20 protein-coding genes and 1 pseudogene are annotated in these 23,778 nt (G+C 70.9%); 8 read left to right on the forward strand and 13 right to left on the reverse strand.

Annotated elements, in window-relative coordinates; all coding sequences use genetic code 11:
- Positions 1-693: 693 nt before the first annotated feature.
- Positions 694-1,080, reverse strand: coding sequence for a hypothetical protein (locus ACIRD8_RS24240; protein WP_403995186.1), 387 nt, complete (start codon positions 1,078-1,080; stop codon positions 694-696).
- Positions 1,081-1,270: 190 nt separating this feature from the next.
- Between ACIRD8_RS24240 and ACIRD8_RS24245 the strand changes: the two genes are divergently transcribed.
- Positions 1,271-2,497 (forward strand): helix-turn-helix transcriptional regulator, encoded by a 1,227-nt coding sequence (locus ACIRD8_RS24245; RefSeq protein ID WP_403995189.1) that lies wholly within the window; start codon positions 1,271-1,273, stop codon positions 2,495-2,497.
- Here ACIRD8_RS24245 and ACIRD8_RS24250 read toward each other — a convergent pair.
- Positions 2,478-3,140, reverse strand: coding sequence for an HAD family hydrolase (locus ACIRD8_RS24250; protein WP_403995192.1), 663 nt, complete (start codon positions 3,138-3,140; stop codon positions 2,478-2,480). The genes ACIRD8_RS24245 and ACIRD8_RS24250 overlap by 20 nt on opposite strands.
- Before the next feature lie 320 nt (positions 3,141-3,460).
- On the opposite strand from ACIRD8_RS24250, the gene ACIRD8_RS24255 reads away from it, so the two are divergent.
- Positions 3,461-4,042, forward strand: coding sequence for a DUF4352 domain-containing protein (locus ACIRD8_RS24255; RefSeq protein ID WP_403995195.1), 582 nt, complete (start codon positions 3,461-3,463; stop codon positions 4,040-4,042).
- A 163-nt stretch (positions 4,043-4,205) separates the two neighbouring features.
- On the opposite strand, the gene ACIRD8_RS24260 is transcribed toward ACIRD8_RS24255, so the two are convergent.
- Complete coding sequence (locus ACIRD8_RS24260) at positions 4,206-4,952, reverse strand: phosphotransferase family protein (protein ID WP_403995198.1); 747 nt, start codon at positions 4,950-4,952, stop codon at positions 4,206-4,208.
- Positions 4,953-5,390: 438 nt separating this feature from the next.
- Here ACIRD8_RS24260 and ACIRD8_RS24265 point away from each other — a divergent pair, with 438 nt between their 5' ends.
- Positions 5,391-6,314: an LLM class F420-dependent oxidoreductase gene (locus ACIRD8_RS24265; protein ID WP_403995200.1), complete on the forward strand. Its 924-nt coding sequence runs from the start codon at positions 5,391-5,393 to the stop codon at positions 6,312-6,314.
- Between the two features lie 27 nt (positions 6,315-6,341).
- Here ACIRD8_RS24265 and ACIRD8_RS24270 read toward each other — a convergent pair whose 3' ends face one another.
- Positions 6,342-10,502, reverse strand: coding sequence for a molybdopterin-dependent oxidoreductase (locus ACIRD8_RS24270; RefSeq protein ID WP_403995202.1), 4,161 nt, complete (start codon positions 10,500-10,502; stop codon positions 6,342-6,344).
- Between the two features lie 252 nt (positions 10,503-10,754).
- Here ACIRD8_RS24270 and ACIRD8_RS24275 point away from each other — a divergent pair.
- The 3 genes and pseudogenes from ACIRD8_RS24275 (at position 10,755) to lnt (ending at position 13,904) form a co-directional block, all read left to right on the forward strand.
- Positions 10,755-11,618: pseudogene (locus tag ACIRD8_RS24275) on the forward strand (universal stress protein).
- Positions 11,619-11,690: 72 nt separating this feature from the next.
- Positions 11,691-12,161 carry a nuclear transport factor 2 family protein gene (locus ACIRD8_RS24280; protein WP_403995205.1) on the forward strand — a complete coding sequence of 157 codons (471 nt, stop codon included), beginning with the start codon at positions 11,691-11,693 and terminating at the stop codon, positions 12,159-12,161.
- A gap of 114 nt (positions 12,162-12,275) precedes the next feature.
- Positions 12,276-13,904, forward strand: a complete 1,629-nt coding sequence (lnt, locus tag ACIRD8_RS24285) for an apolipoprotein N-acyltransferase (protein WP_403995208.1) — start codon at positions 12,276-12,278, stop codon at positions 13,902-13,904.
- Here lnt and ACIRD8_RS24290 read toward each other — a convergent pair.
- Positions 13,828-14,733, reverse strand: coding sequence for a Gfo/Idh/MocA family protein (locus tag ACIRD8_RS24290; RefSeq protein ID WP_403995211.1), 906 nt, complete (start codon positions 14,731-14,733; stop codon positions 13,828-13,830). The two genes, lnt and ACIRD8_RS24290, sit on opposite strands and share 77 nt — an antisense overlap.
- A 33-nt stretch (positions 14,734-14,766) precedes the next feature.
- Complete coding sequence (locus ACIRD8_RS24295) at positions 14,767-15,978, reverse strand: FAD-dependent monooxygenase (RefSeq protein WP_403995214.1); 1,212 nt, start codon at positions 15,976-15,978, stop codon at positions 14,767-14,769.
- Positions 15,979-16,060: 82 nt separating this feature from the next.
- On the opposite strand from ACIRD8_RS24295, the gene ACIRD8_RS24300 reads away from it, so the two are divergent.
- Complete coding sequence (locus ACIRD8_RS24300) at positions 16,061-16,723, forward strand: TetR/AcrR family transcriptional regulator (RefSeq protein ID WP_403995217.1); 663 nt, start codon at positions 16,061-16,063, stop codon at positions 16,721-16,723.
- Between the two features lie 40 nt (positions 16,724-16,763).
- On the forward strand, positions 16,764-17,276 hold the full coding sequence (locus tag ACIRD8_RS24305; protein WP_403995220.1) for a DinB family protein: 513 nt from the start codon (positions 16,764-16,766) through the stop codon (positions 17,274-17,276).
- A gap of 40 nt (positions 17,277-17,316) precedes the next feature.
- On the opposite strand, the gene ACIRD8_RS24310 is transcribed toward ACIRD8_RS24305, so the two are convergent.
- From ACIRD8_RS24310 to ACIRD8_RS24340, 7 genes are all read right to left on the reverse strand, one after another.
- On the reverse strand, positions 17,317-17,808 hold the full coding sequence (locus ACIRD8_RS24310; RefSeq protein ID WP_403995223.1) for a hypothetical protein: 492 nt from the start codon (positions 17,806-17,808) through the stop codon (positions 17,317-17,319).
- A gap of 75 nt (positions 17,809-17,883) precedes the next feature.
- Positions 17,884-18,603 carry a uracil-DNA glycosylase gene (locus tag ACIRD8_RS24315; RefSeq protein WP_403995226.1) on the reverse strand — a complete coding sequence of 240 codons (720 nt, stop codon included), beginning with the start codon at positions 18,601-18,603 and terminating at the stop codon, positions 17,884-17,886.
- Between the two features lie 90 nt (positions 18,604-18,693).
- The gene (locus tag ACIRD8_RS24320) at positions 18,694-20,274 is read right to left on the reverse strand and encodes an ABC transporter substrate-binding protein (RefSeq protein WP_403995229.1); all 1,581 of its coding nucleotides are present in this window, start codon (positions 20,272-20,274) and stop codon (positions 18,694-18,696) included.
- Positions 20,275-20,393: 119 nt separating this feature from the next.
- Positions 20,394-21,149 (reverse strand): SDR family oxidoreductase, encoded by a 756-nt coding sequence (locus tag ACIRD8_RS24325; RefSeq protein ID WP_403995231.1) that lies wholly within the window; start codon positions 21,147-21,149, stop codon positions 20,394-20,396.
- Positions 21,150-21,171: 22 nt separating this feature from the next.
- Positions 21,172-21,933: a 3-oxoacyl-ACP reductase FabG gene (fabG, locus tag ACIRD8_RS24330; RefSeq protein ID WP_033301180.1), complete on the reverse strand. Its 762-nt coding sequence runs from the start codon at positions 21,931-21,933 to the stop codon at positions 21,172-21,174.
- A 202-nt stretch (positions 21,934-22,135) separates the two neighbouring features.
- On the reverse strand, positions 22,136-22,519 hold the full coding sequence (locus ACIRD8_RS24335; RefSeq protein ID WP_403995234.1) for a DUF3037 domain-containing protein: 384 nt from the start codon (positions 22,517-22,519) through the stop codon (positions 22,136-22,138).
- Entirely contained in the window at positions 22,516-23,400 is an 885-nt protein-coding gene (locus tag ACIRD8_RS24340; RefSeq protein WP_403995237.1) for a HipA family kinase, read from the reverse strand. Before ACIRD8_RS24340 ends, ACIRD8_RS24335 begins: the two co-directional genes overlap by 4 nt.
- Positions 23,401-23,778 lie beyond the last annotated feature (378 nt).

The raw sequence follows: 23,778 nt of genomic DNA on the forward strand, positions 1-23,778 counted from the left end.
CACCTGGAGGGCGGAAAAGAGCCTTGCCCCGGTCGGACTGCCCAACGCGTGCCCGCATGGCGTGGAATGCAGATATAAGGTCACACATTCGAGTGGGTTGAGTCGCCCACTCGATAAGCAGAGCCTTCCGCCCGCTGCTAAAGAGGTACGCGGCGAAAGCCCCCTGCGACGCCGTCGCGCCACCGAGATCAAAGGGCCGGGCTGGCGGCCGCACAGGGGCCGTGACCCGCATCTCGATCAAGCGAGCTGGTGACCGTGAGGTGGGCCACACCCCAGGCACGACCAAGATCAAAAACCGCCGCAAATCTTCAGCGGAGTGTTGCGGATGTGCCGCCCATAGAACAGTGGATCCTCGACGCCCGACGGGCGATCACATGCGCGTGCAACACATGCAGCTCAAGTTCACGCAGTTGCGCCCTGCCGAACAATGGCAAGAGTTGTCAGTGACACCCATGGTCACCCGCTCGCGCAGCCCTTGCCCAGAGCCCGCCCGTGGCCGATCAGCGTCAGCCACGGGCGGGAGTCATCCGGCCGCCAGCCCCCTCGTAGGATCCTCGAGCGATGGCAGGAACTCGGCAGGCTCCTCCCCGAACGGAAGCTTCCACACGATCCGTACCCCGTGCTCCGGGCAGTGCGCCTGCACCGAGTCCTCGAACGGGAAGTCATGACTACGACCGCTCGACACGCAGCGGGTCATGAGGTGGGCTCCATCCCGCGCGGGCGCGCAGCGTCCTCAAGGGCGGCCCGTAACGCTGCCGGATCCGTCACCCACGCGTCCTCTCCGGGGCAGCTCCGCCAGTGCGGTCCGGGCCCTCGGGTGCGGCGGGGTGGCGGGATGACAAGGTGCGCGCCCTCTCCCAGGATCCGCGTACCGGGGACGTCCCAGTCACCGGCGGCGCTCGGCGGGATGAACCAGGACAGGGCCGCGGCGAGCGGGTCCTCGAGGACAGCGCCGGAACGGCTGCAGAGGATGGCGAGGACGTCCAGGCCGACGCTGCGGGGCACCCGGACGGCGTCCCAGTCTCCTCCGGCCCCGGCGATGCGGCAGTCCCGTATGGTGCGGATGCTGGGGTCGGGCATGCTGGCGACTCCTCACGGCGACGTTGCGGTCAGTGCCCCAAGCGTCGCCCTTGAGTCATGGGATTCCGAGGACTTACAGAGGACTCTCACTGTCACCGAAGAGGACTTTTGTCCGGCCTTTCGAGTGATGACTGGCCAGCATGAGGGCGTGCTGTGACACTGGCCTGACATGTCGTGATGGAGGACCAGCGTGCCGCCGAAACCCAGCAACACCCGACTCAAGTCCGCCCGCCTCGCTGCGGGCTACCACTCCCAGCAAGCCCTTGCCGACGCCCTCAACGTCGGTGTCCGCCAAGTCCGCCGGTGGGAATCCGAAGCTCCGCCGTGGCCGCACCCCGAGTTGCAGCAGGCTCTCATCCGCGTGCTTGGGCAAGACCTTGAAGCGCTCGGATTCGTGCAGCACGCCAGCTGCCCCGACCCCGTCCGTCGAGGTCTCCTCGGAGCGACCGTCGCCGCGGTCGGCTTGGCCGCAGTCCCTTCGCAGACGGCCGCTGCCATGCAACCAGCATCGGTGGCCGCGGACTTCGAGGCGGTGACCCGGTCGCACCGGCGCCTCTACTGGTCCGTGGCCCCGGCCACCCTGCACCCGGCTGCCGTCGCCCACGCCACCCTCGGCTGTGCACTCCTACAGGAGACCGCAGGGCGTACCCGGCAGTCCGTGGCCACCGCGCTCGCGGAGACGTGGCTCCTCGCGGGGCGCATCGAGTTCTTCGACCTGCAAGAAGCAGAGCAGGCAAGCACGACCTGGCTCCGGGCGCTGCAGGCAGCGGGCGAAGCCGACGACTCGCTCCTCGGCGCCGCGATTCTCGCGCACACCGCGTTCATCCCAGCTTGGGCGGGGCGTCGCGACGATGCGGTGGAGCGCATGGTCGCCGCCCGCACCTACGCCCGCCGCGGCCGGGCCTCGCCCCTGCTGCTGGCGTGGCTCGATGCAGTCGAAGCGGAGTGCGAGACCCGGTCCGGGAACACCACGACGGCTCTGCATCTGCTTGGCCACAGCGAGGACATCCTCACGGCGGGCGGCGAGCACGAGTCGCCGGCCTGGCTGGACTGGTTCAGCCCCGTCCGCTTGGCCGCGTTCAAGGGGAACACCCAGCTGAAGGCCGGGCATCTGCCGCAGGCCCGGGTCACTCTTCGCGGTGTCCTGGAGCAGCTCCCCGTGGTCGAGGACAAGCAGCGGAGCGTAATTCTGGGCGACCTGGCCGCCGTTGAAGCCACGGCCGGAAACCCGGAAGCGGCGTGCGGGTACGCGCGCGAGGCGCTCGACCAGCTTGAGGCCACGTGGTACGCGATGGGCATGGACCGGGTTCGGGAGGTTCGCCGCCAGCTGGCCCCGCACCAGAACCAGCAGTACGTGCGGGACCTCGACGAGCGACTTTACGGATGGTCGACGACCGTCAGTGCGCTTGCTCGTTGAACTGCTTGATCAGGGGTGACAGCTCGAGGAGGCTCTCCACCCGGAAGGTGGGCAGCTTCTCCGCTTCCTCGGTGTTCCACTGGATCGTCGCCCACGGCCCGCGGTGGACAAGCGCGGTGTACATGCCCGCTGCGACCGCGGGGCGGAGGTCGTTGTCGACGCGATCGCCGACATACAGGATCTCCCCGGGGTCGGCCGGGACGACGTCGGCGACGCGGACGAAGAACTCAGGGTCGGGCTTGCTGGCACCCCAGTCGTCCGAGGTGCCGATCAAATCGACATCGTTGGTGAACAGGCCGCGGAGGATGCTGCCGGCGCGCACCGTCTGGTTGCCTGCGATGCCGAGCCACAGGCCGTCCGCGCGCAGGGCCTTCAGCGAGTCGCGGACATCTGGGTAGAGGTCCGACTCGTCGAAGTGCTCGGGCTGGCCTGCCTCGGCGCGGGCCTGGCGCTGCTCGGTCAGGTCAAAGCCTGGCTGGAACGCCTGGAACACTTCGCGGTAGTCGCGGCCTTGGGCGATGACGGCACCGAACATCGCGGCGAACGTGTGCCGTGGGACCCCTAGCCAGTCGGCCCAGGTGCCGTACTCCCGGGTCTCGTCTACGAGGCACTCACCGACGTCGAACACCACTGCGCGAATCATGCGGGCATCCTACGAGACCACGGGTTGGCGGTCGTCGCCCGCAGAATCGGCGCATGCCCAACTCCCCTGCCTTCGCATGCTTCATGCTGCGTACCAGGTCGAGGTTCTTCTCAGCGATCGCAAGACCGTGGCCCTCGGGATGACTGGGGCTGCTCTGCAGACGTGAGCAGGAAGCGTGGCTCTTGGCACGAGAGTTGGATAACCCTCCCCTCTAGTCCTACACAACTTGGTCACAACTCCGTCACTACCGGAGCATGTGACTCCCCTGCCGCATTCCGCGCGCTACGGTCATGCCTCCACGAACCGCCTCAGGGGGACACATGTCGTATCAGTACCCGCAGCCCGGTCAGCCGCAGCAGCCCGGCTGGGGCCCGCAGCCGCCTGCCCCGAAGAAGAAGACCGGGAAGATCATCGGCTTTGGGTGTCTCGGGATCGTCGGCCTGTTCGTCCTCATCGCGATCATCGCGGCAGTCGCCAGCGGTGGTGACGACAACGACTCGGCGTCCACCACCAAGCCGGCAGCCACCCAGGGCAGCACCAAGCAGGACCAGCCGAAGGAAGAACCGGCGAAGAAGGAACCGGTGACCGTCACCGCGAAGAAGACCGACTTCAAGAAGTCGATCCTCGCCCAGGGTGACGACTACACCAGTGTCAAGGTGACCATCACGAACAACAGCAAGGACGACATCGACGTCAACCCGCTTTACGTGACGATCACCGATACCGACGGCAGCAAGCACACCGCCGAGCTCGGGGTCGACGAAAACCAGCTGGACACGGTGAACCTCGCCCCCGGTGAGAACGTCACCGGGACCATCACTGGCAAGGGTGCGTTCGACGCCAAGTACGTGACGTACACCGACGGGCTGATCGGCGACAGCGTTCGCGGCGACGTGTCCTGACCGATCGCGGTAGCGCCCCCGTGAGCCCCGGTGGCTGCGGGGGCGCAGTCATGTTCGGCCACAGCTTGGTGATGACAAGGTTCCGTCAGTGCGGCTTCAGCGCAAGGTTCGTGATGCCGCCGTTCGGACAGCATCAAGCACCACCGGTCGGGTTCGCACCGCCTCACACCCGCGATCTCAGCACGTCGACCTCACAGCCCGGCGCGAACGGGTCGAAGCCGTGCTCGGTCAGCCAGCGAACTGCCAGCAGGCTTCGCAACGACCACCAAGCGCGGATCACGTCGAGGTCGATGTCGCTCCCGTAGCCGGCGACGACGTCGTCGAGGTGCTCCTCGTGTCCGAGCGTGAAGGTGGCGAGGTCGTGCAGGGCATCACCCCGGCCCGCCTCGGACCAGTCGATGATGCCCGTCACCTCGTCGCCGTCGACGAAGACGTGCGCGATCTGCAGGTCGCCGTGCGTGAACGCCGGAGTCCACGGCCGGAGCGCGGCCTCGGCGACCCGGCGGTTACGGGTGACCAGATCAGCGGACAGGACACCGTTCGTCACGAGCAGCTCGCACTCGTCGTCGAGTTCCGCCGCCAGCGCGACGATGCTCCGGCCGGCCCCGCCGGGCCGGGGCGGCAGCGGCGCGTCGTGCAGCTTTCGGATTGCGGCGCCCGCCGCGGCCCCCGCCGCCGGTGACCCGGTCGACGGCCCACCGAGGCGCCCGAGCGTCGCCCCGGGGACCGCGGCGATCGCGAGCACCGGCGGCTTGCGCCACAGGACCCCCGGGGTCGGGACCGGGGCGAGGGACATCGCCTCCACCTCGACGTCGATGCGCGCCTGATCGGCATCCACCTTCAGGAACACGTCGCCGACGCGCAACGTCGCGCGCTCGGAATGGGCGACGACTACTTCGACCTCATCCATGGGCGATCAGTATCCCGGGAGTGATCGCCGATGTCGCCGGGTTTGTCCCGTGGTGGATGGCTGACCACGCTACCCTTCCTCCACCTCTTGGTCACAACTCCGTCACTACCGGAACATCTCGCTCCCCTCTCGCATACCGCACGGCTACGGTCATGCCTCCACGAACCGCTCTCCGGGGGACAAACCGATGCGGCGCAAAGTCGCATGGTCCTGCTGGAGAGCAATTGGCAGGTGTGCACCCAGTCCCCTGCCCCTGGCGCCGAGCTGACAGGTCAGCCCGTCGCATTCACCGCGGTGAAGTTCGAGGAGAGCTGCCCGTAGGCAGGCGGTGGCGATACCCGCCACGGCGGTGCCGGCTACGGGTCTGTTCACACGGCTGACAGACGACTGTCACGCGGGGACGGAATGCGCGGGTGGACGGCGTCCGTTCTCGATGACATGACTACAGGCGTGACGCTTCAGGCGAACGACACGGAGAACCAGGTCGACGCGAGCGTGCGGCTCGCACGCGAGGCCTCGGACGCCGGGCTGCGGTCGGCCTGGTTCGGGCAGACCTTCGGGGCCGACTCACCGCAGCTCGCGGCGATCGTCGGGCGGGAGGTCCCCGGCCTTCAGGTGGGTACGTCCGCCATCCCGGTGTTCGGCCGCCATCCCCTGGTGGTCTCCAGCCAGGCCCAGACGGCTCAGGCGGCCACGCACGGCCGCTACCACCTCGGGCTGGCCCTCGGGACGAAGCTGCTGACGGAGGGCGGGTTCGGTATTCCCTTCGAGCGGCCCATCGCCCGTCTGCGGGAGTTCCTCACCGCCCTGCGGCAGTTGACCACGACGGGCGCCGCCGACTTCCACGGCGAGCTGCTCACCGTCGGCACGCCCGTGCCGGCCCGGGTGCCCGGTGCGGACGCGGGCGTCCCGCTGCTCGTCGCGGCGATGGGGCCTCAGGCCCTGCGTGTCAGTGGTGAACTGGCCGACGGGATCCTGCCCTACCTCGCCGGCCCGCGCGCCCTCGCCGAGCACATCGTTCCGGCGGTCACCGCGGCCGCCCAGGCCGCCGGCCGGCCGGCGCCCCGCATCGTCGCCCTGGTGAACGGGGTGGTCACCGACGACATCGACGCCGTACGCGAGAAGGTGACCGAGAAGCTCGCGTTCTACGAGCAGATCCCCTCCTACGCCCGCGTGATCGAGCTGTCCGGCGGCCGGCGGGCCGCCGACGTGGCCGTGATCGGGGACGAGCGGCGGATCGCCGAGGAAGTACGGCGCTACCGAGACGCCGGGGCGACGGAGGTGGTGTTCTCGGGCACGGAGATCGCCGGGGACGCCGACCGCCTCCGGACCTGGGACGTCCTGGGCTCGCTCGCGGGATGAGCGGAGGCCGTGCTCGGCCGGCCCGGCTCAGTACACGTCGCGCACGTACCGTTTGTCGGCGGAGAGCTGCTTGACGTATGCGGCGGCCGCGTCCTCCTGGAGTCCTCCGTGGGCCACGGCGATGTCCCGCAGCGCCCTGTCCACGTCCTTCGCCATCCGGGAGGCGTCCCCGCAGACGTAGAAGTGGGCGCCCTCCTGGAGCCATGACCACAGCTGGGCGCCGTGCTCGCGCATCCGGTCCTGGACGTAGATCTTGGCCCGCTGGTCGCGGGAGAAGGCCGTGTCCAACCGGGTCAGGGTGCCGTCGCCGCGCAGGGAGTCGAGTTCGTCGCGGTAGTAGAAGTCGGTGGCCCAGCGCTGTTCGCCGAAGAACAGCCAGTTGGGGGCCCGGTGGCCGAGGGCACGCCGTTCGTCGAGGAAACCGACGAAGGGGGCGACTCCGGTGCCGGGTCCGACCATCACCATCGGGGTGGCGGGGTCGGCCGGCGGGCGGAAGTGCGGGGCGCGCTGGACGAAGACGGGTACGGGGCTGCCCTCCTCCGCATCGGCGAGGAAGGTGGAGGCCACGCCCTTGCGGACGGCGCCGTGCCTGTTCTCGTAACGGACGACGGAGACGGTGAGGCTCACACGGGCGGGGTCGGTGAGCGGGCTGGAGGATATGGAGTAGAGCCTGGGACGGAGACGAGTGAGGGCCCCGGTCCACTCGGCCGCGGTGGCGCGGGCGGAGTGCTCGGCGATGACGTCTACGGCCTGCCGGCCCCAGGTCCACTGGGCGAGTTCGCCCTTGTTGTCCGGGCGCAGGAGCTTCTTCAGGGTGCGGTCGTGGGTGCGTTCGGCGACCAGGCGCAGCAGCCCGGGGGTAATCCGGGCGATGTCCAGGTGGCGGTGGAGCGCCTCGCCGAGGGGTACGGATCCGACGCCTGACACGTCGACCGGGGCCGCCGGGTCGAGTCCGGTGACGGCCAGCCATTCCGCCACCAGTCCGGGGCAGTTGACCGCCTCCACGCCGAGTGCGTCGCCGGCCTCGTAGACGAGCGGGACGGGGCTGTCCTGCGTGTCGAAGGTGAACCGGCGTACTTCCTTGGTGGCGCCGGGGAGGCTGAGCAGCTCGTTGCCCACGAGGCGCCCGGTCGCCGTCCTGTTGGTGCGGGCCGGGGCGGCAGGGGCGACGGGGACAGCGGGGACAGTGGGTTCAGGTGCGGCGGCCGGGGCGCCCAGTGCGGCGAACACGTCGTCGAGCCACTGCCCGGCCGGCTCCTCGTAGTCCGGCTCGCAGTCCGTACGGGGTACGAGCCGTACGGCGCCCAGTTCACCGAACCGTTCGTCGAGCCGCCTGCCGTGCCCGCAGAAGTCGTCGTACGAGGAGTCCCCGAGGGCGAGTACGGCGTAGCGGACCCCTTCCAGCCGGGGTGTGTCGGGCGCGTTGAGCGACTCCCAGAATCCGGAGCCGTTGTCAGGGGCGTCGCCGTCGCCGAACGTACTGGTGACGACCAGCAGGTCGGCCGTGCGCGGGAGGGTGTCCAGGGGGCCGTCGTCCATCCCCCGGAGGGTCGCCGCGCGCCCTTCCTCGGCGAGCCGCTGGGCCGCCACCGAGGCGAACTCCTCGGCGTTCCCGGTCTGCGACGCCCACAGGACCACAATCTGCCGGCCGGGCGCTTCACCGGGTGCCTGCGCCGCCCCGGCGGGCACCGGTTCCGGCGAGGCGTCGCCGGGCGTACGGGAGTACATGCCGGCCAGCACCCCGTTGACCCAGAGGGCGTGGTCGGGCCGGAACGGCGCGTGCGCCGGGAGTACGGGCGTCCCCGCGGAGCGCGGCCCGAGCCCCGCGAGGAACCCGGACAGATAGCGCCGCTCCTGCGCGGACAGGACAGGCGGCGCCACGTCCGTGATGCCGAACACGCCCGCGAGCGCGGCGACGGGGGCGTCCACGGGGGCCGGGACGACGACGTCCGGGGACGCCGGAACGGCCACGTCCGTGGTGGCCGGTACGACGGCGGCGACCTTCACCAGTGTCACGGCGCAGACCTTGAACTCGGGCTGGAAGGACACCGGGTCGACGGCGTCGTTGGTGACCGCGTTGACGCTGAGGTACTCGCCGAAGAGATCGTTCCAGTGGAACGGCGCGAAGCAGTCCCCGGGCCGCACCCGGTCGGTCACGACGGCCGGCAGCACGGCCCGGCCGCGCCGCGAGGCGACCTCGACCGAGTCACCCTCCGCGATCGAGAGGGCCACCGCGTCCTGCGGGTTGATCTCCACGAAGGGGCCGGGGTTCAGCTTGTTGAGCTTGGCGACCTTCCCGGTCTTCGTGAGGGTGTGCCACTGGTGCTGCAGGCGGCCGGTGTTGAGCACGAAGGGGAAGTCGTCGTCGGGCATCTCGGCCGCCGGCATGTGCGGGCGGGCGAAGAACACCGCGCGGCCGCTCGTGGTGGGGAACGCCAGCCGTGGCACGCTCCCGTCGGGGCGCACGACCTGGGTCCGGCTGACGCCGTCGTTGAGGTAGCGGACCGGGTTGCGCGCCGGGCCGTCCGGGGTGGCGCTGGGCCACTGGACGGGGGTCCGGCGCAGCCGTTCGTAGCTGACTCCGCGCAGGTCGTACCCGGTCCTCGGGTTGTGGGCCCGCTTGATCTCCTCGAAGATCTCCTCGGCGCTGCTGTAGGAGAAGGCGTCCTCGTACCCCATCTCGCAGGCGATCCGCGCGATGATCCGCCAGTCCGGCCAGGCCTCCCCCGGCGGGTCGGCGGCCTGCCGGGCGAGCGTGAGGTTCCGCTCGGAGTTGATCATGACGCCTTCGGCTTCGCCCCACAGTGCGGCGGGCAGGGCGACATCGGCGTACGCGTTGGTCTCGGTGTCGGCGAACACGTCCTGGGTGACGACGAACTCCGCCGCCTCCAGCCCCTCGATGACGGTCCTGCGGTTGGCCACGGAGGCCACCGGGTTGGTGCAGATGATCCAGCAGGCCTTGATCGCGCCCTCCGACATGCGCCGGAACATGTCGATCGTCCCGATGCCCGCGGCATCCGTACGGAGGGTTCCCGGTGCGATCCCCCACAGCTCCTCGACCTCGGCGCGGTCCTCGTCGGACTGCAGGCCGCGCTGGCCGGGCAGGCCAGGGCCCATGTAGCCCATCTCGCGGCCGCCCATGGCGTTGGGCTGGCCGGTGAGCGAGAAGGGGCCGCTGCCGGGGCGGCAGACGGCGCCGGTGGCGAGATGCAGATTGATCAGGGCGTTGGTGTTCCAGGTGCCGTGGGTGCTCTGGTTGAGGCCCATGGTCCAGCAGCTCATCCACTCACCGGCCTCGCCGATCCGGCGGGCGGCGAGGCGGATGTCCGCCTCCGGGATGCCGGTGATCTCCGCGACCGCGGCGGGCGCGTAGTCCCGCAGGAAGCCGGGCATCGCCTCCCAGCCCTCGGTGTGGTCGGCGATGAACTCCGGGTCGGTGTGGCCGTTCTCGACGAGGAGGTGCAGGAGGCCGTTGAGCAGGGCCAGGTCCGTGCCGGGGCGTATCTGCAGGAACAGATCGGCCTTGTCCGCGGTGGCGTTGCGCCGGGGGTCGACGACGATGAGTTTCGCGCCGGCCTTCACCCGCTCCATGAGGCGGAGGAAGAGGATGGGATGGCAGTCCGCCATGTTGGAGCCGATGACGAGGAACGTGTCGGCGTGCTCGAAGTCCTCGTAGGAGCCCGGCGGTCCGTCGGCGCCCAGCGAGAGCTTGTAGCCGCTGCCCGCGCTGGCCATGCAGAGCCTCGAGTTGGACTCGATCCAGCTCGTGCGGACGAAGCCCTTCGCCAGCTTGTTGGCGAGGTACTGCGCCTCCAGCGTCATCTGCCCGGAGACGTAGAGGGCGAGCGCGTCGGGCCCGTGCTCGTCGACGACCGCGCGCAGCCGCCGCGCGGTCTCCTTGACCGCGGCGTCCATGGGCAGCGGCGCGGGCTCCTCGCTGCGGTCCGCCCGCACCAGGGCCGTCGTCAGCCTCCCGGGGGCGGCCAGCATGTCCGCACTCGTCGCCCCCTTGGTGCAGAGCCGCCCGCCGTTCGTCGGGTGCGCCTTGTCCCCCGTGGCCTTCAGGACCGTACGCCGGCCGTCGGGACCCCTGCCGATGTCGAGGACCATCCCGCAGCCGACACCGCAGTACGAGCAGACCGTCCGCACCTGGGCGGGAGTGTCCGGCTGCGGATTCGGCGCGGTCATGGACGGCCTTTCATGGGGGACGCTGGTGGTGCGACGGTACGAAACGTCCGTTTCCCGGGTGTCACGCCGGACGATCAAGCGTGGTTACGTCCGCTGCACAGTCGCCCCCGTACGCCGGTGAGGCCCACCGGGCTCCCGGCGCACAAACGGGTCATAATCACGGTTCCGGGGCTGTCCCGCCCCGCCCCGGAAGCGCTCCGCCCCGCCCCGGAAGCGCTCCGGCCGCCCCCGGAAGACCGCATGGAGGCTCGCATGACCGCCGACGACCTTCCCGTGATCGCCGCGGTGGACGGTTCCGAGCACAGCTGAAAGGCGCTCGACTGGGCCGCCGACGAAGCGGTGCGCGCGGGGCTGCCGCTGCTGATCGTGCACGTCCGGATGCCGGGCCGGCGTACGGAGGAGGAGAGAGGGCTGCGGGAGGCCGAGGAGCTGCTCGCCCAGGCGGTGCTGCGGACCTCCCGGCTCGCGCCGGAGCTGGCGACCTCGACGCTGGCCCCGCTGGACTTCCCGTCGGCGGCGCTGACCTCGCTCAGCCGTGACGCCTCGATGGTGGTCGTCGGATCCCGTGGTCTCGGCGGCTTCCGTTCGCTGATGATCGGATCCAACAGTCTGGCCACCGCCTCGATGGCGCAGTGTCCGGTCGTCGTCGCCCACACCGGCGGGTCGCGCGAGGGCGGGGCGGAGCCGTCGGAGGCCTTCCCGGACGTCGTCGCGGGGGTCGCCGCCGACGAGAGCAGCGGCGCGGTCCTGGATTTCGCCTTCGAGGCCGCCGCGTCCAGGCCGGGCGCACGGCTGCGGATCGTGCACGGGTGGACGATGTTCTCGTCGATGCTGTCCGGCGGCCCGGTGTTCGACAGCGAGGCTGCGGCGGCCTCGGCGGCGCGGGCGCTCGCCGAGCTCACCGCGGGGCGGCTGGAGGAGTACCCGCAGGTGGACGCCGTGCGCGAACCCGTCCGGGGCTCGGCGTCCCGCACCCTGGTCACGGCATCGGCCACCGCCGCGCTGACCGTGGTCGGGCGGCGCAGGGGCGGCGAGGCCCTCGGGCTGGGCCTCTCCCCCGTCGCGCAGACGACGGTGACGCACGCCCTCGGCCCGGTGGCCGTCGTCCCCGCCTGACACCGGCCCGGCCAGGTCCACGGGCCGTGCGCGCCCCTTGGCGTGCGGCGCCCGACGGCCGAGACTTGGGCGATGACACAGCGCGTGGCTCTCGCGACGGTGATGGACCGGCTCTCCATCGATGCAGTGATCACCGATTACGCCGTGGCGGTGGACGACGGCGCGTGGGACGACTACGGCGCCCTGTTCACACCGGACGGGCGCGCCGACTACCGCGGTGCGGGAGGTACCGAGGGGCCGGCCGCCGAGGCCGTGCGGTGGCTCGCGGAGAGCCTGCGGCCCTTCCCCGCCCGCCAGCACCTGATCGTCAACAGGCGCCTGGATCTCCAGGATCTGGGCGGATATCCCGGTGACCGGGCACAGGTGCGGGCCGACTACCTCAGCCCGACGGGCCCGGAAGCCTGGGACGGCGAGAGGGCTCCGGCCCTGGTCACCGGCGGTCGTTACGTCTTCGAGCTGCGGCGTACGGAACCGGGCTGGCGGATCAGGACCGTCACCGCGCACCGGAAGTGGCGGTTCGTACCCGGGGCGGCGAACGGCTGATCCGCGGCCGCTGGTGAGGCACGTCCGTGGCGGTGGCCGCGGCACGCCCCCTGTGCGCTGCTGATCTTCTGCACCACACTGGGATCAGGCGCACGACCGGCGAGGAGGGCAGGCATGCCGATGCGGCGCGGACGATCCCCCGACGGGCCGGCCGGTGAGGAGGGTGCACGGCCGTACGAGCGGCTGGTGCGCTCCCGTACGGGCCGCGGAGCCGCGGCTCTGTGCGCGGGAGCCCTGCCCGCCCTGGCGTTTCCCGCGCCCTCGCTCTGGTGGTTCGCCTACGTCGCCCTGGTGCCCTGGCTGCTGCTGATCCGGTCGGCGGACACGGGGCGCCGTGCGGCGGTCGACGGCTGGCTCGGCGGTACGGGCTTCATGCTCGCCGTGCACCACTGGCTGATGCCGAGCCTGCATGTGTTCATCCTGGTGCTCGCCGCGCTGCTGGGACTGCTGTGGGCTCCCTGGGGCCTGCTCGTGGCCCGGCTGCTCGCCGGCTCTCCATCGGTCCGCCGTTCGGTGGCCGCCGTGGCCGTGGTCCCATCCGGGTGGCTGATGATCGAACTGGTGCGCTCCTGGGAGGGGCTCGGCGGCCCCTGGGGTCTGCTGGGCGCCAGCCAGTGGGACGTCCCGTCGGCGCTGCGCGTCGCCTCGGTGGGGGGTGTGTGGCTGGTCAGTCTGGGCGTCGTGGCCGCGAACACGGCAGTCACCGTCCTGATCGCCGTCCCCGCGGCCCGCACGGCGGGGGCCGCGTGCCTGGTGGCGGGGGCGCTGGGCGTGGGCGCGACGGCGCTCTGGGCGCCACGCCCCGAGGAGACCGGCACGGTCCGGGTCGCCGTCGTGCAGCCGGGTGTCGTCGAGGGCCCCGGCAGTGTCGAGCGCCGCTTCGCGCGCGGTGAGGAACTGACCCGTGGCCTGGCGGGCCAGGACGTGGACCTGGTGGTGTGGGGCGAGAGCAGTGTGGGCGTCAATCTGAACCGGAGCCCGGAGATGACCGACCGCGTCGCGGCGCTGTCGCGTCTGACCGGAGCCGATGTGCTGGTGAACATGGACGCCCGGCGCACGGACGGCCCCGAGCGTGCGGGGATCTTCAAGTCGGCGGTGCTGGTGGGCCCGGACGGCCCGACCGGGGACCGCTACGACAAGATGCGCCTGGTGCCGTTCGGTGAGTACGTCCCCGCCCGCGCACTGCTCGGCTGGGCGACCTCCGTGGGCAAGGCGGCGGGCGAGGACCGGCTGCGGGGCAGCGGCCCCGTGGTGATGGAGCTGGCGGACGGGCTGCGGGTGGGCCCGCTGGTCTGCTTCGAGACGGCGTTCCCCGACATGAGCCGGCAGCTGGCGAAGGACGGTGCCCAGCTCCTGGTCGCCCAGTCGTCCACCTCGACGTTCCAGCACAGCTGGGCGCCCGCCCAGCACGCCTCGCTCGCGGCGCTGCGGGCGGCCGAGACGGGCCGCCCGATGGTGCACGCGACGCTCACGGGTGTGAGCGCGGTGTACGGCCCGCGGGGCGAGCGGGTGGGAGCGCAGCTCGGCACGGACGCGAGCGAGGCCGCCGTGTACGACGTACCGCTCGCCCGGGGCACCACCCTCTACGTCCGGCTGGGCGCCTGGCCCGTGTACGGCGCGCTGGCGGTGCTGGCCGTCCTCTTCGGAGCGGCGGGGCTGCGGTCCCTCAGGACGCCTGCTCCGAAGCGTCCCGGACCACCCGCTCGCACAGCCGGTGGGTCTCCAGGGCGTCCCGGGCGCTGAGCACCTCTCCGGCCCGCACCGCGTCCAGGAACGACAGCACGCTCTGCTCGATGCCGCGCTGGCGGGCGACCGGCACCCAGTCGCCGCGCCGCCGCAGCGTCGGCTGGCCCTTGTGGTCGACGACGTCCGCGAGGTTGAGGACCTGGCGCTTGGTGTCCTGCCCCGACACCTCGAGGATCTCCTCCGTCGATCCGTTGAGCCGGTTCATCATGCCGATGGCGGTGAACCCGTCGCCGGACAGCTGGAGCACCACGTGGTGCATGAGCCCGTCCACGATCCGCGCCCGCACGACGACGTTGGACACGGGGCCGGGGGCCAGGAAGCGCAGGGTGTCGACGACGTGGATGAAGTCGTCCAGCACCATGCTGCGCGGGTCCTCGGGCAGTCCCACCCGGTTCTTCTGCAGGAGGATCAGCTCGCGCGGGTGCTCGGCGCACTGCGCGTACGAGGGGGCGAGCCTGCGGTTGAACCCGACCGCGAGGGCCACCCCGCGCTCCTCGGCGAGGTCCACCAGCCGCTCGGACTCGGCGAGTTCGTACGAGAGGGGCTTGTCGACGTACGTGGGGACGCCCGCTTCGAGCAGCCGCCCCACGATCTCCGCGTGCGCCGCGGTCGGCGCGTGCACGAAGCCGGCGTCCAGTCCCTGGGCGAGCAGCCCGTCGAGATCCTCGTGGCACTGCCGGGCGGGGATGTGGTGGGTCCCGGCGACGGCCGCCAGGGTGGCCGGGGTCCGGGTCTGCAGATGCAGTTCGACGCCGGGCAGGGTCGTCAGTACCGGCAGATACGCCTTCTGCGCGATGTCGCCGAGCCCGATGCAGCCGACCTTCACGAGGTTCTCCCTGTCGCTTTGACCAGGGGCGGGTCACGGTTGCGTCCTCTGTCCTCCCCTGGTCCCGGCAGCATACGTGCGCTGCGGCGGCTGCCAGTCGCAGATGCCGTCGAACGTACGCAGGACGAGCCCGGGGCCGAGGCGGGACACCGCGGACATCAGCCCGTTCCGGAGGGCGACGGCCGGAGCGCTGGACAGCCCGGTCATCCGGGAGACCTGAGCCGCCTTGCGGACCATGGCGGTCGTACGGGGATGCCTGGCCGCGCTGTAGGCGGCCACGCCCGCTCCCAGGTCGCCGTCCGGCGTGACGTGGTGGGCGAGCACGACGGCGTCCTCGATGGCCTGGTTCCCGCCCTGGCCGAGGAAGGGCACCATGGCGTGCGCGGAGTCACCGACGAGCACGGTGCGGCCCCGGTGGAAGGCCGGCAGCGGATCGGCCAGCTGGTACACGTCGTGGCGCAGGACCTGGTCCGGCGCCACGGCGTCGATGATCGCGGGGACCGGGTCATGCCAGTCGCCGTACCGGCGCACCAGTTCCGCCTTCTCGTCGTCGGCGGCCCGGGCTCCGGCCGGGGCGAGGGCCGCGGCGTAGGCGTAGATCCCGCCGTCCTTCAGCGGATGGCTTCCCCAGAGCGCACCCCGTCCCCAGGTCTCGTGCGAGCTGAAGGCGTGGCCCACGCCCGGGGCGAGGACGCGCCAGGTGGTGAAGCCGCTGTAGGTGGGGCCGGGGTGCTGCGGGAACAGTGCGGTGCGTACGGCCGATCCGATGCCGTCGGCACCGATCACCAGATCGGCCTCGATGTCGCCCGTGTCCGTCCCGACGAGGGCCGGGCGCCCGCCCGCGCGGCCGGGATCCACGAGCCGGGCCGCAGCGCCGGTGCGCACGGCATCCTCGGGGAGCCGGGCGCGGAGCAGGTCGATGAGCACCGAGCGGTACAACAGGACGAGCGGCCCGCCGAACCGCTCGGCGGCGGCGGCACTGTCCGTGCGGGCGAGCCAGCGCCCGGACGGTGTGCGCATGCCACCGTCGCCCTGCCAGGCGGCGAGGGACCTGACCTCGTCACCGAGCCCGATGACGTCGAGGGCGCGCTGGGAGTTCGGGGCGAGGCTGATGCCCGCGCCGACGGGTTCCAGCGAGGCGGCACGCTCGAGGACGGTGACCTGCCAGCCGCTCCGGTGGAGCGCCGCTGCGGCGGTGAGGCCGCCGATGCCGCTGCCGATGACCACCGCTCGGGACGACGTCATGACTGACCCCTCCTCGGAACTACACCTGTAGTACGTGTGCTTCACCGTACTACAGGTGTAGTTGCAGCGGTAGATTGGCCGCATGCCCACACGTCCCACGCCCGCACGGTCCGCCCCCGCCGACGCCGCCCGGCCGTCCGCGCCATCCCCGCCTTCTGCGCCTTCCGCGCCGTCACGCGCCGTGCTGATCGCCGACGCCGCGCTCTCCCTGCTCGCCGAGCGCGGCATGAGGGGCCTCACCCATCGGGCCGTGGACGAGCGGGCCGGACTCCCCCAGGGGTCGACGTCCAACCACGCCCGCACCCGGCAGGCCCTGCTGGAAGCCGCCGTCCGCCGGCTCGCCGAGCTGGAGGCGCGGGTGCTCGCGCCGGGGGAGCTGCTCACGAGCAGCGATCCGGCCGGGGCGGCCGCGGGCCTGGCACGCGCCCTGCACCGCTATCTGGCCGGCTCCACCGATCTCCTGGTGTGCCGCTACGAACTGGCCCTGGAGGCCACCCGGCGCCCGGACCTCCGGGCGTTCTACGACGACGCGGGCCGGCGGTTCCGCGAACCGCTGGTGGCCCTGATGGCCGCGGCGGGATCGGCCGAACCCGAGCGCCACGCACTCTCCGTCGTGGCCTGGGCCGAGGGAATGATGTTCGCGTGCGCCGTGGGCTCCTACCACCGGGCCGTGCCGACCGAGGAGGAGCTGCGCAGGGGCTGTGCCGAGCTGCTGCGGGGGATGCTCGGCGCGGAGGCCGGTTAAGCGTTAGCGCCGTGCATTCCCACTGCGCGAGGATGCCCGCATGACGACTGAGGAACGGTCCCAGCCCGCGCTCGACGCAGCCGAACGACAGATGCTGGAGGGCTGGCTGGACTACCACCGCTCGACGCTGGCCATGAAGTGCGAGGGGCTCACCGACGCCCAGCTGCGAGAGGCGTCCGTGCCCCCGTCGGAATTCACCCTGCTCGGGCTCGTACGGCACCTGGCCGAGAACGAGCGCGGCTGGTTCCGCGAGGTACTGGCCGGCGAGGACCTGCCGCCGATCTACGGGACGGACGAGGACCCGGACGGGGAGTTCCACCTCACCGAGGCGGACACCTGGGACGAGGCCAGGACCACTTGGCTGGCCGAGATCGAAGCGGCCCGGACGAACGCGGCGAAGGTGGAGCTCGACGACCTCTCCGTCGGCACGGGCAAGCGGGGCAGGCCTTTCAGCCTCCGCTGGATCTACACGCACATGATCGAGGAGTACGCCCGGCACAACGGCCACGCCGACCTCGTACGGGAACGGATCGACGGCGCGACCGGCGTGTGACCGGCCCGGGACGCGAAGCCCCGCCGCGCGCCCGCTCGCCTCACTCCCCCGCCGCGCTCCCCCGCATGCGCTGTTCCATGCGCCCGATGGCGGCCCGGATCCCGCCGCCGTATCCGTCGTCCTCCAGCACCCCGACGGCGTCCCAGGCCCGGTCCAGGTGGATCCGGGCGGACTCGAAGTGCTGCAGCTTCAGGTAGTCGGCCGCCAGATTCAGATGCAGCGAGGGCACGAGGGCCCGCACGGCGGTCGCGTCCCGGTGCTCGGCGCCCGGGTCCGTCCCCACCGCCCCGGTCAGGCCCTCCGCGGCCGTCAGCGCGCGGAGGTCCCAGGCCAGCTCGTCCCCGGGATCGTCCTGGGTGTCGGCCATGTAGTGGGCGAGGGTGCAGCGGTGCAGGGCGGCCCCCTCCCCGATCTCGGACCAGATGATCCCGAAGCGGTTACGGGCCTCCTCCCTGTCCCCCGCGTGGAGCAGCATGATCGCCTGGCCGATCCTGGTCATGACGGCGTCCCCCGGCACTTCCCGCTGCTCCACTACAGAGGTCTCCCTGATCACCGCCCGGCCTGTTCCGGTCGCTCAGACGCTAGCGGCAGCCACCGGCAATCCCGCTCAGGCGCGGGCCGCGGCCGTCGGCCGGGTCGTCACGGGGCCCAGGTCCGGGATCCGCCAGTCGATGGGCTCGTGGCCCTGTGCGGCGACGGCCTCATTGATCTGGGTGAAGGGACGGGAGCCGAACCACTTCTTGGCGGAGAGCGGCGAGGGGTGCGCTCCCTTGACCACCACATGACGGTCCTGGTCGATCAGCGGGATCTTCTTCTGGGCGTAGTTGCCCCAGAGGACGAAGACGGCCGGGTCGGGCCGCTCGGCCACGGCTCGGATCACCGCGTCGGTGACCTTCTCCCAGCCCTTGCCCTTGTGGGAGTTGGCCTCGCCGCCGCGGACCGTCAGCACCGCGTTGAGCAGCAGGACGCCCTGCTCGGCCCACGGCATCAGATATCCGTTGTCCGGGACCGGCAGGCCGAGCTCCTCGTTCATCTCCTTGTAGATGTTGCGCAGCGAGGGGGGCGTCTTCACGCCCGGCCGGACCGAGAAGCACAGGCCGTGCCCCTGGCCCTCGCCGTGGTACGGGTCCTGGCCGAGGACGAGCACCTTCACCCGGTCGTACGGCGTGGCGTCCAGCGCGGCGAAGACCTCTTCACGCGGCGGATACACCGGCCCCCTGGCCCGCTCCTCCTCGACGAAATCCGTGAGCTCCTTGAAGTAGGGCTTCTGCAGCTCTTCGCCGAGGACGCCGCGCCAGGATTCGGGCAGCAGGTCGGTGTCGGTCACGTCCACAACCTCCGGTAAGCAATCGGTTCTTGACCACAGAACCTACCGGGGACCACTGACAACGGACCTGCCGAGCCCGCCCCTGCCCTCCTACCAGCTGGTCTTGCGGTACAGCTCCCACATCTGCATGACCGTCTGCGGGTCGAGCGCGCGCTCACCACCGCCGATGTCCTCACCCGCGGCGACGTAGAGCTTGCCCTGCCACAGGGGCAGCAGCCGCACATCCCTGACGAGGATCTCCTGGGCCCGCTTGAACTGCTCGGACACGGCACCGCGGTCGCTCTCCTTGCGGGAGGTCGGCAGCAGGTCCTGGGTGATCTCGTTGGTCAGATACGGGGTGCCGGTGACACTGTCCTGGCCGACGAAGGGGGCGACGAAGTTGTCCGGGTCCGGGAAGTCGGGGAACCAGCCACGTCCGAAGACCGGGTATTCGCCCTTGGTGAAGCCCTCCTGGAAGGTCTTCCACGGCGCGCTCTTCAGCGTGATCCGGAACAGGCCGGACGCCTCGAGCTGGCGCTTCAGCTCGGCGAACTCGGGAGCGGTGGAGGAGCCGTAGCGGTCCGTGGTGTACCAGAAGGTCATCTCGACCGGCTCGGTGATGCCCGCCCCGGTGAGTATCTGCCGGGCCTTGGCGACGTCCGGGTCGCCGTAGGAGTCGAAGAAGCTGGTGGCGTGGCCGGCGATGCCCTTGGGAATCATGGAGTAGAGCGGTTCGGCGGTGCCGCGGTAGACCTTGGCGACGAGCGCGTCGCGGTTGACCAGCTGGGCGATGGCCCGCCGGACGGGGAGCTTGCCCGCGGCCGGGTCCTTGGGGTTGAAGACGAGGAAGCGGATGTCGGCGCCGACCGACTCGACGATCTGGAGGCCGTTGTTGTCCTTCTTGTTGTCCTCGAGCCCGATGACCTCCTCGGCGGTCAGGCCGCGGTAGGTGGCGTCGATCTCCTTGTTCTTCAGCGCCTCCACCATGGGAGCGGAGTCGTCGAAGTAACGGATCGTGACCGCGTCGTTCTTGCGGTCGGCGAACCCCTTGTAGCTGGGGTTCTTGGTCAGCTCGGCCTGCTTGCCCGGCTCGTACGCATCCATGACGTACGGCCCCGAACCGGTGACCTTGCCGTCGTCGCGGATGCTGTCCGCCGGATAGTCGCCGGGGGCGACGATCGACATGGCGGGAGTGGCCAGGATGAACGGGAAAGTCGCGTCCGCCTTGCTGAGGTGGAAGATGACCGTGTCGTCACCCTTGGTCTCCACCCGGTCGAGAGACCCGAGGAGGCCGGCCGGACCGCCCTTGACCTTGATCTTCGTGATCCGGTCGATGGAGTACTTCACGGCCTCGGCGTCGATCTTCTCGCCGTTGGAGAACTTCAGACCCGAGCGCAGTGTGCACCGGTAGGCCATGCTCGTGGCGTCGGTGAACCTGCATTCCTTCGCCGCGTCCGGCTCAGGGCTGGTGCTGCCGGTCGGGAAGCTCACCAGGGTCTGGAAGACGTTCCTCATCAGCTCCCAGGAGCCGTCCCACGCGGCCGCCGGGTCAAGGGTCGAGGGCGAGCTCGTCGTTCCGACCGATATCTCCTGGTCCGCCTCCGAACTGCTGTCGGACAGCAGACCGCAGCCGGCCAGCACAGAAAGGGAAGCAAGGGCTGCAGCGGCCTGCAGACTGGCCCGGTAGAACACGTGCACGCTCCTCGATCAGCCTTGGGGTCGGCAGACCATACCGCAGTGCCCCACCGGAACAATCCGCTGGCCCGGCGGGGCACTTGAGTCAATCAGGGCCAAACTGGCGCAGGCCTCTCTCAGGCCACGCCCGCATTCAGGAAAATACCGCCGTCGACCACGAGTGTCTGCCCCGTGATCCAGTCGGACTGGTCGGACGTGAGGAACGCCGCCGCCCCGCCGATGTCCTGCGGGACACCGAGCCGGCCCAGCGGGTAGGCGGCCGCGGCCTCGGCCTCACGGCCCTCGTACAGGGCCTCCGCGAACTTGGTCTTCACCACGGCCGGGGCGATCGCGTTGACCCGCACGACCGGCGCGAACTCGTGCGCCAGCTGCAGGGTCAAGTTGACCATGGCGGCCTTGCTCATGCCGTAGGCGCCGATGAACGGGGACGCGGAAACACCCGCGACCGAGGCGATGTTGACGATCGCCCCGCCGTTCTCCCGCTGCCATGCCTTCCAGGTCTGCTGGGCGAACCCGAGCGCCGAGATCACATTGGTCTCGTAGACCTTGCGGGCGACGTTGAGATCGAGCTCGGCCATCGGCCCGAAGACGGGGTTCGTACCGGCGTTGTTGACCAGGTAGTCGACCCGGCCGAACACCTCCATGGCACGTTCGACGGCCGCGGCCTGGTGCGCCTCGTCGTGCGCCTTGCCCGCGATGCCGACCGCGCGGTCGGCGCCGAGCTTCTCGACGGCCTCCTTCAGGGCGTCCTCGCCGCGGCCCGTGATGACGACCCGGTCACCGCGGGCCACGAGCGCCTCGGCGATGCCGTACCCGATGCCCCGGCTCGCGCCCGTGATGAGCGCGACCTTGCCAGTGTCCTGCACAGTCATGGTGTTCGTTGCCCTTCCGGGGTCAGTTGAGCGGTCCGCCGGCGACGTACATGACCTGCCCGGACACGAAGCCCGCGTCCTCGCCCGTGAAGAAGGCGATGGCGTTGGCGATGTCCTCGGGGTGTCCCACGCGCTGCACCGGGATCTGCGTCGCGGCGGCGGCCTGGAACTCCTCGAAGCCCATGCCGACCCGCGCGGCCGTCTGGGCGGTCATCTCGGTGACGATGAAGCCCGGGGCGACGGCGTTGGCGGTCACACCGAACTTGCCGAGCTCCTTGGCGAGCGTCTTGGTGAAGCCCTGGAGGCCGGCCTTGACGGCGGAGTAGTTGGCCTGGCCGCGGTTGCCCAGCGCCGAGGAGGACGAGAGCGAGACGATACGGCCGAACTTGGCCTCCACCATGTGCGACTGGACGGCCTTGGCCATCAGGAACGCACCCTTGAGGTGGACGTTCATCACGAGGTCCCAGTCGGACTCGCTCATCTTGAAGAGCAGGTTGTCGCGGAGCACACCCGCGTTGTTGACGAGGATCGTCGGGGCTCCCAGCTCGGCGGCCACGCGCGCGACGGCGGCTTCCACCTGCGCGCTGTCCGACACATCGCAGCCGACGGCGAGGGCCTTGCCCCCGGCGGCGGTGATCTTCTCGACCGTGTCCTTGCACGCCGCCTCGTCGAGGTCGAGTACGGCGACGGCGCGGCCCTCGGCCGCCAGGCGTACGGCGGTGGCGGCGCCGATGCCCCGTGCCGCTCCCGTCACGATGGCGACGCGCTGCTCGGTGGTGGACATGCTTGGTTCTCCTCGCCCTTGGATCGCGGCTCAGCGGACGTCAGGAAGTTCCCGATAACTGAGCAACCGCTTAGTACCTTCAGCAGACGAGACGCTAGAAGCCCTGGCACCCGGTGTCAACGGCACACGGGGGCACGGGCGCATGTCACACCGGACGGTGCCCGCGCCCGGTACGTTCCGGGCGCCGGCACCGTCCCCGGAATCAGCGCACCAGCAGGTCGAGCAGCCGCTCGACCTCGGCGGCCGGGTCCGTGGTCAGACCGCTGTGCACGACGCCGGGCTGGACGACGGTGGAGCGTGGTGCGATCAGCCAGCGAAAGCGCCGCCCCGCGTCGTCACCGGCCGCCTGACCCGCCGCCTCACCACCGCCGCAGACCCCTTCGACCGCCCGCAGAGCGGCCCGTACACCGAGTACGTCGGCACGCGGGTCCAGCGCCTTGAGCTTGTGCTCGTCCAGGTGTGTCCGGGCCGCGACGAAGGACTTGGCCCGGCAGTAGACCAGCACGCCCGCGTTGAAGCACTCACCGCGCTCCACGCGTGGGACGACGCGCAGAACCGCGTACTCGAAGACATCGCGCTCGCTCATCGGCTGCCGTCCTTGCTGTTCCGTCCGGCACCCGCCTGAGCGTCCCGGTCCTTCTTGGTGGGGTGCGGCCAGGGGGTCAGGTGCTCGGTGAGCCAGCCGGGGGCCTGGGAGGGCCGGGTCTTCGTGGGCGCCTCCATGAGGATGCGCTCATGGATGCTCCCGGCACGCGCGAGCAGCGGTTCCACGTACGCCCGGCGCAGCTGGTCGGTGGTCCCGAAGCCCGGTTCGCCGGCCAGCCACTCGTCCGGCACCTCGGCGGTCACCTCGGTCAGGAGTTCTTCCGTGACGAGCGGGGCGAGCTCGGCGGCCGCGGCGGCGATGTCCGGGCCGAACGGCGCCAGGACATGATCGGAGGCGTTGTACGGCTTCGCCGCGGAGGCCTGTGCGCCCGGCCAGTTGTGGTGCCAGATCATGGTGGCCCCGTGGTCGATCAGCCACGGTTCACCGTGCCAGACGAGCATGTTGGGATTCCGCCACGACCGGTCCACGTTGTTGATCAGCGCGTCGAACCAGACGACCCTGCCTGCCTCCGCCGCCCCGACCTCGTAGGCCAGCGGGTCGAACCCGAGCGACCCGGGCAGAAAGTCCATCCCGAGGTTGAGCCCGGCGCTGGACTTGAGGAGCTCCTGCACCTCCTGGTCCGGCTCGGCGAGGCCGATGACGGGGTCGAGCTGAATGGTCACCAGCTCCGGCACCCGCAGCCCCAGCCGCCTGCCGAGCTCCCCGCAGATGACCTCGGCGACCAGCGTCTTACGGCCCTGTCCGGCTCCGGTGAACTTCATGACGTACGTACCCAGGTCATCGGCCTCGACGATCCCGGGCAGCGAGCCGCCCTCCCGCAGGGGCGTGACATAGCGGGTCGCGGTTACTTCTGTCAGCACTGTCCCAGGCCATCCATCTCTTCAACCTTGCGATCCACGGTGAGCCCTGGAGGGACGCAACGGTGGTGATCACCCGTTCGACGAGCCTGGGAGAACGTGGGGCCCGGCCGGCCTCCCGGCCTCCTCGCTCCCCGGGCAGTCCGTCGACGGCGGTGCGCCCCTTGCTTCCGGCCTCCGGCATGAAGTGAGCATAGTAACCGAGGGTGATCGCGGACGAGGAGTGCCCGAGCCACCGCGCCGGGGCACGTCTGCCTCAGCCGGCCGGCCGTTGTACGGCCTTCGCGGTACCTCCGTCCGGCGTGTTCGCCTGGCGGGGTGACGCGAACAGGCCGGCGGTGGCGACGCCGGTGAGCGCGGTTCCGACCTGCGGGGAGCGAC

This window comes from Streptomyces sp. NPDC102451 (assembly GCF_044765485.1).
Lineage (GTDB): Bacteria > Actinomycetota > Actinomycetes > Streptomycetales > Streptomycetaceae > Streptomyces.

Bases quoted from the DNA above. Each gene is read 5' to 3' on its own strand.
- ACIRD8_RS24240 (WP_403995186.1), bottom strand. From the start codon at position 1,080: ATGCCCGACCCCAGCATCCGCACCATACGGGACTGCCGCATCGCCGGG.
- ACIRD8_RS24265 (WP_403995200.1), top strand. From the start codon at position 5,391: ATGACTACAGGCGTGACGCTTCAGGCGAACGACACGGAGAACCAGGTC.
- ACIRD8_RS24260 (WP_403995198.1), bottom strand. From the start codon at position 4,952: ATGGATGAGGTCGAAGTAGTCGTCGCCCATTCCGAGCGCGCGACGTTG.
- ACIRD8_RS24280 (WP_403995205.1), top strand. From the start codon at position 11,691: ATGACACAGCGCGTGGCTCTCGCGACGGTGATGGACCGGCTCTCCATC.
- ACIRD8_RS24335 (WP_403995234.1), bottom strand. From the start codon at position 22,519: ATGAGCGAGCGCGATGTCTTCGAGTACGCGGTTCTGCGCGTCGTCCCA.
- ACIRD8_RS24305 (WP_403995220.1), top strand. From the start codon at position 16,764: ATGACGACTGAGGAACGGTCCCAGCCCGCGCTCGACGCAGCCGAACGA.
- ACIRD8_RS24295 (WP_403995214.1), bottom strand. From the start codon at position 15,978: ATGACGTCGTCCCGAGCGGTGGTCATCGGCAGCGGCATCGGCGGCCTC.
- ACIRD8_RS24325 (WP_403995231.1), bottom strand. From the start codon at position 21,149: ATGACTGTGCAGGACACTGGCAAGGTCGCGCTCATCACGGGCGCGAGC.
- ACIRD8_RS24255 (WP_403995195.1), top strand. From the start codon at position 3,461: ATGTCGTATCAGTACCCGCAGCCCGGTCAGCCGCAGCAGCCCGGCTGG.
- ACIRD8_RS24270 (WP_403995202.1), bottom strand. From the start codon at position 10,502: ATGACCGCGCCGAATCCGCAGCCGGACACTCCCGCCCAGGTGCGGACG.
- ACIRD8_RS24300 (WP_403995217.1), top strand. From the start codon at position 16,061: ATGCCCACACGTCCCACGCCCGCACGGTCCGCCCCCGCCGACGCCGCC.
- ACIRD8_RS24250 (WP_403995192.1), bottom strand. From the start codon at position 3,140: ATGATTCGCGCAGTGGTGTTCGACGTCGGTGAGTGCCTCGTAGACGAG.
- lnt (WP_403995208.1), top strand. From the start codon at position 12,276: ATGCCGATGCGGCGCGGACGATCCCCCGACGGGCCGGCCGGTGAGGAG.
- fabG (WP_033301180.1), bottom strand. From the start codon at position 21,933: ATGTCCACCACCGAGCAGCGCGTCGCCATCGTGACGGGAGCGGCACGG.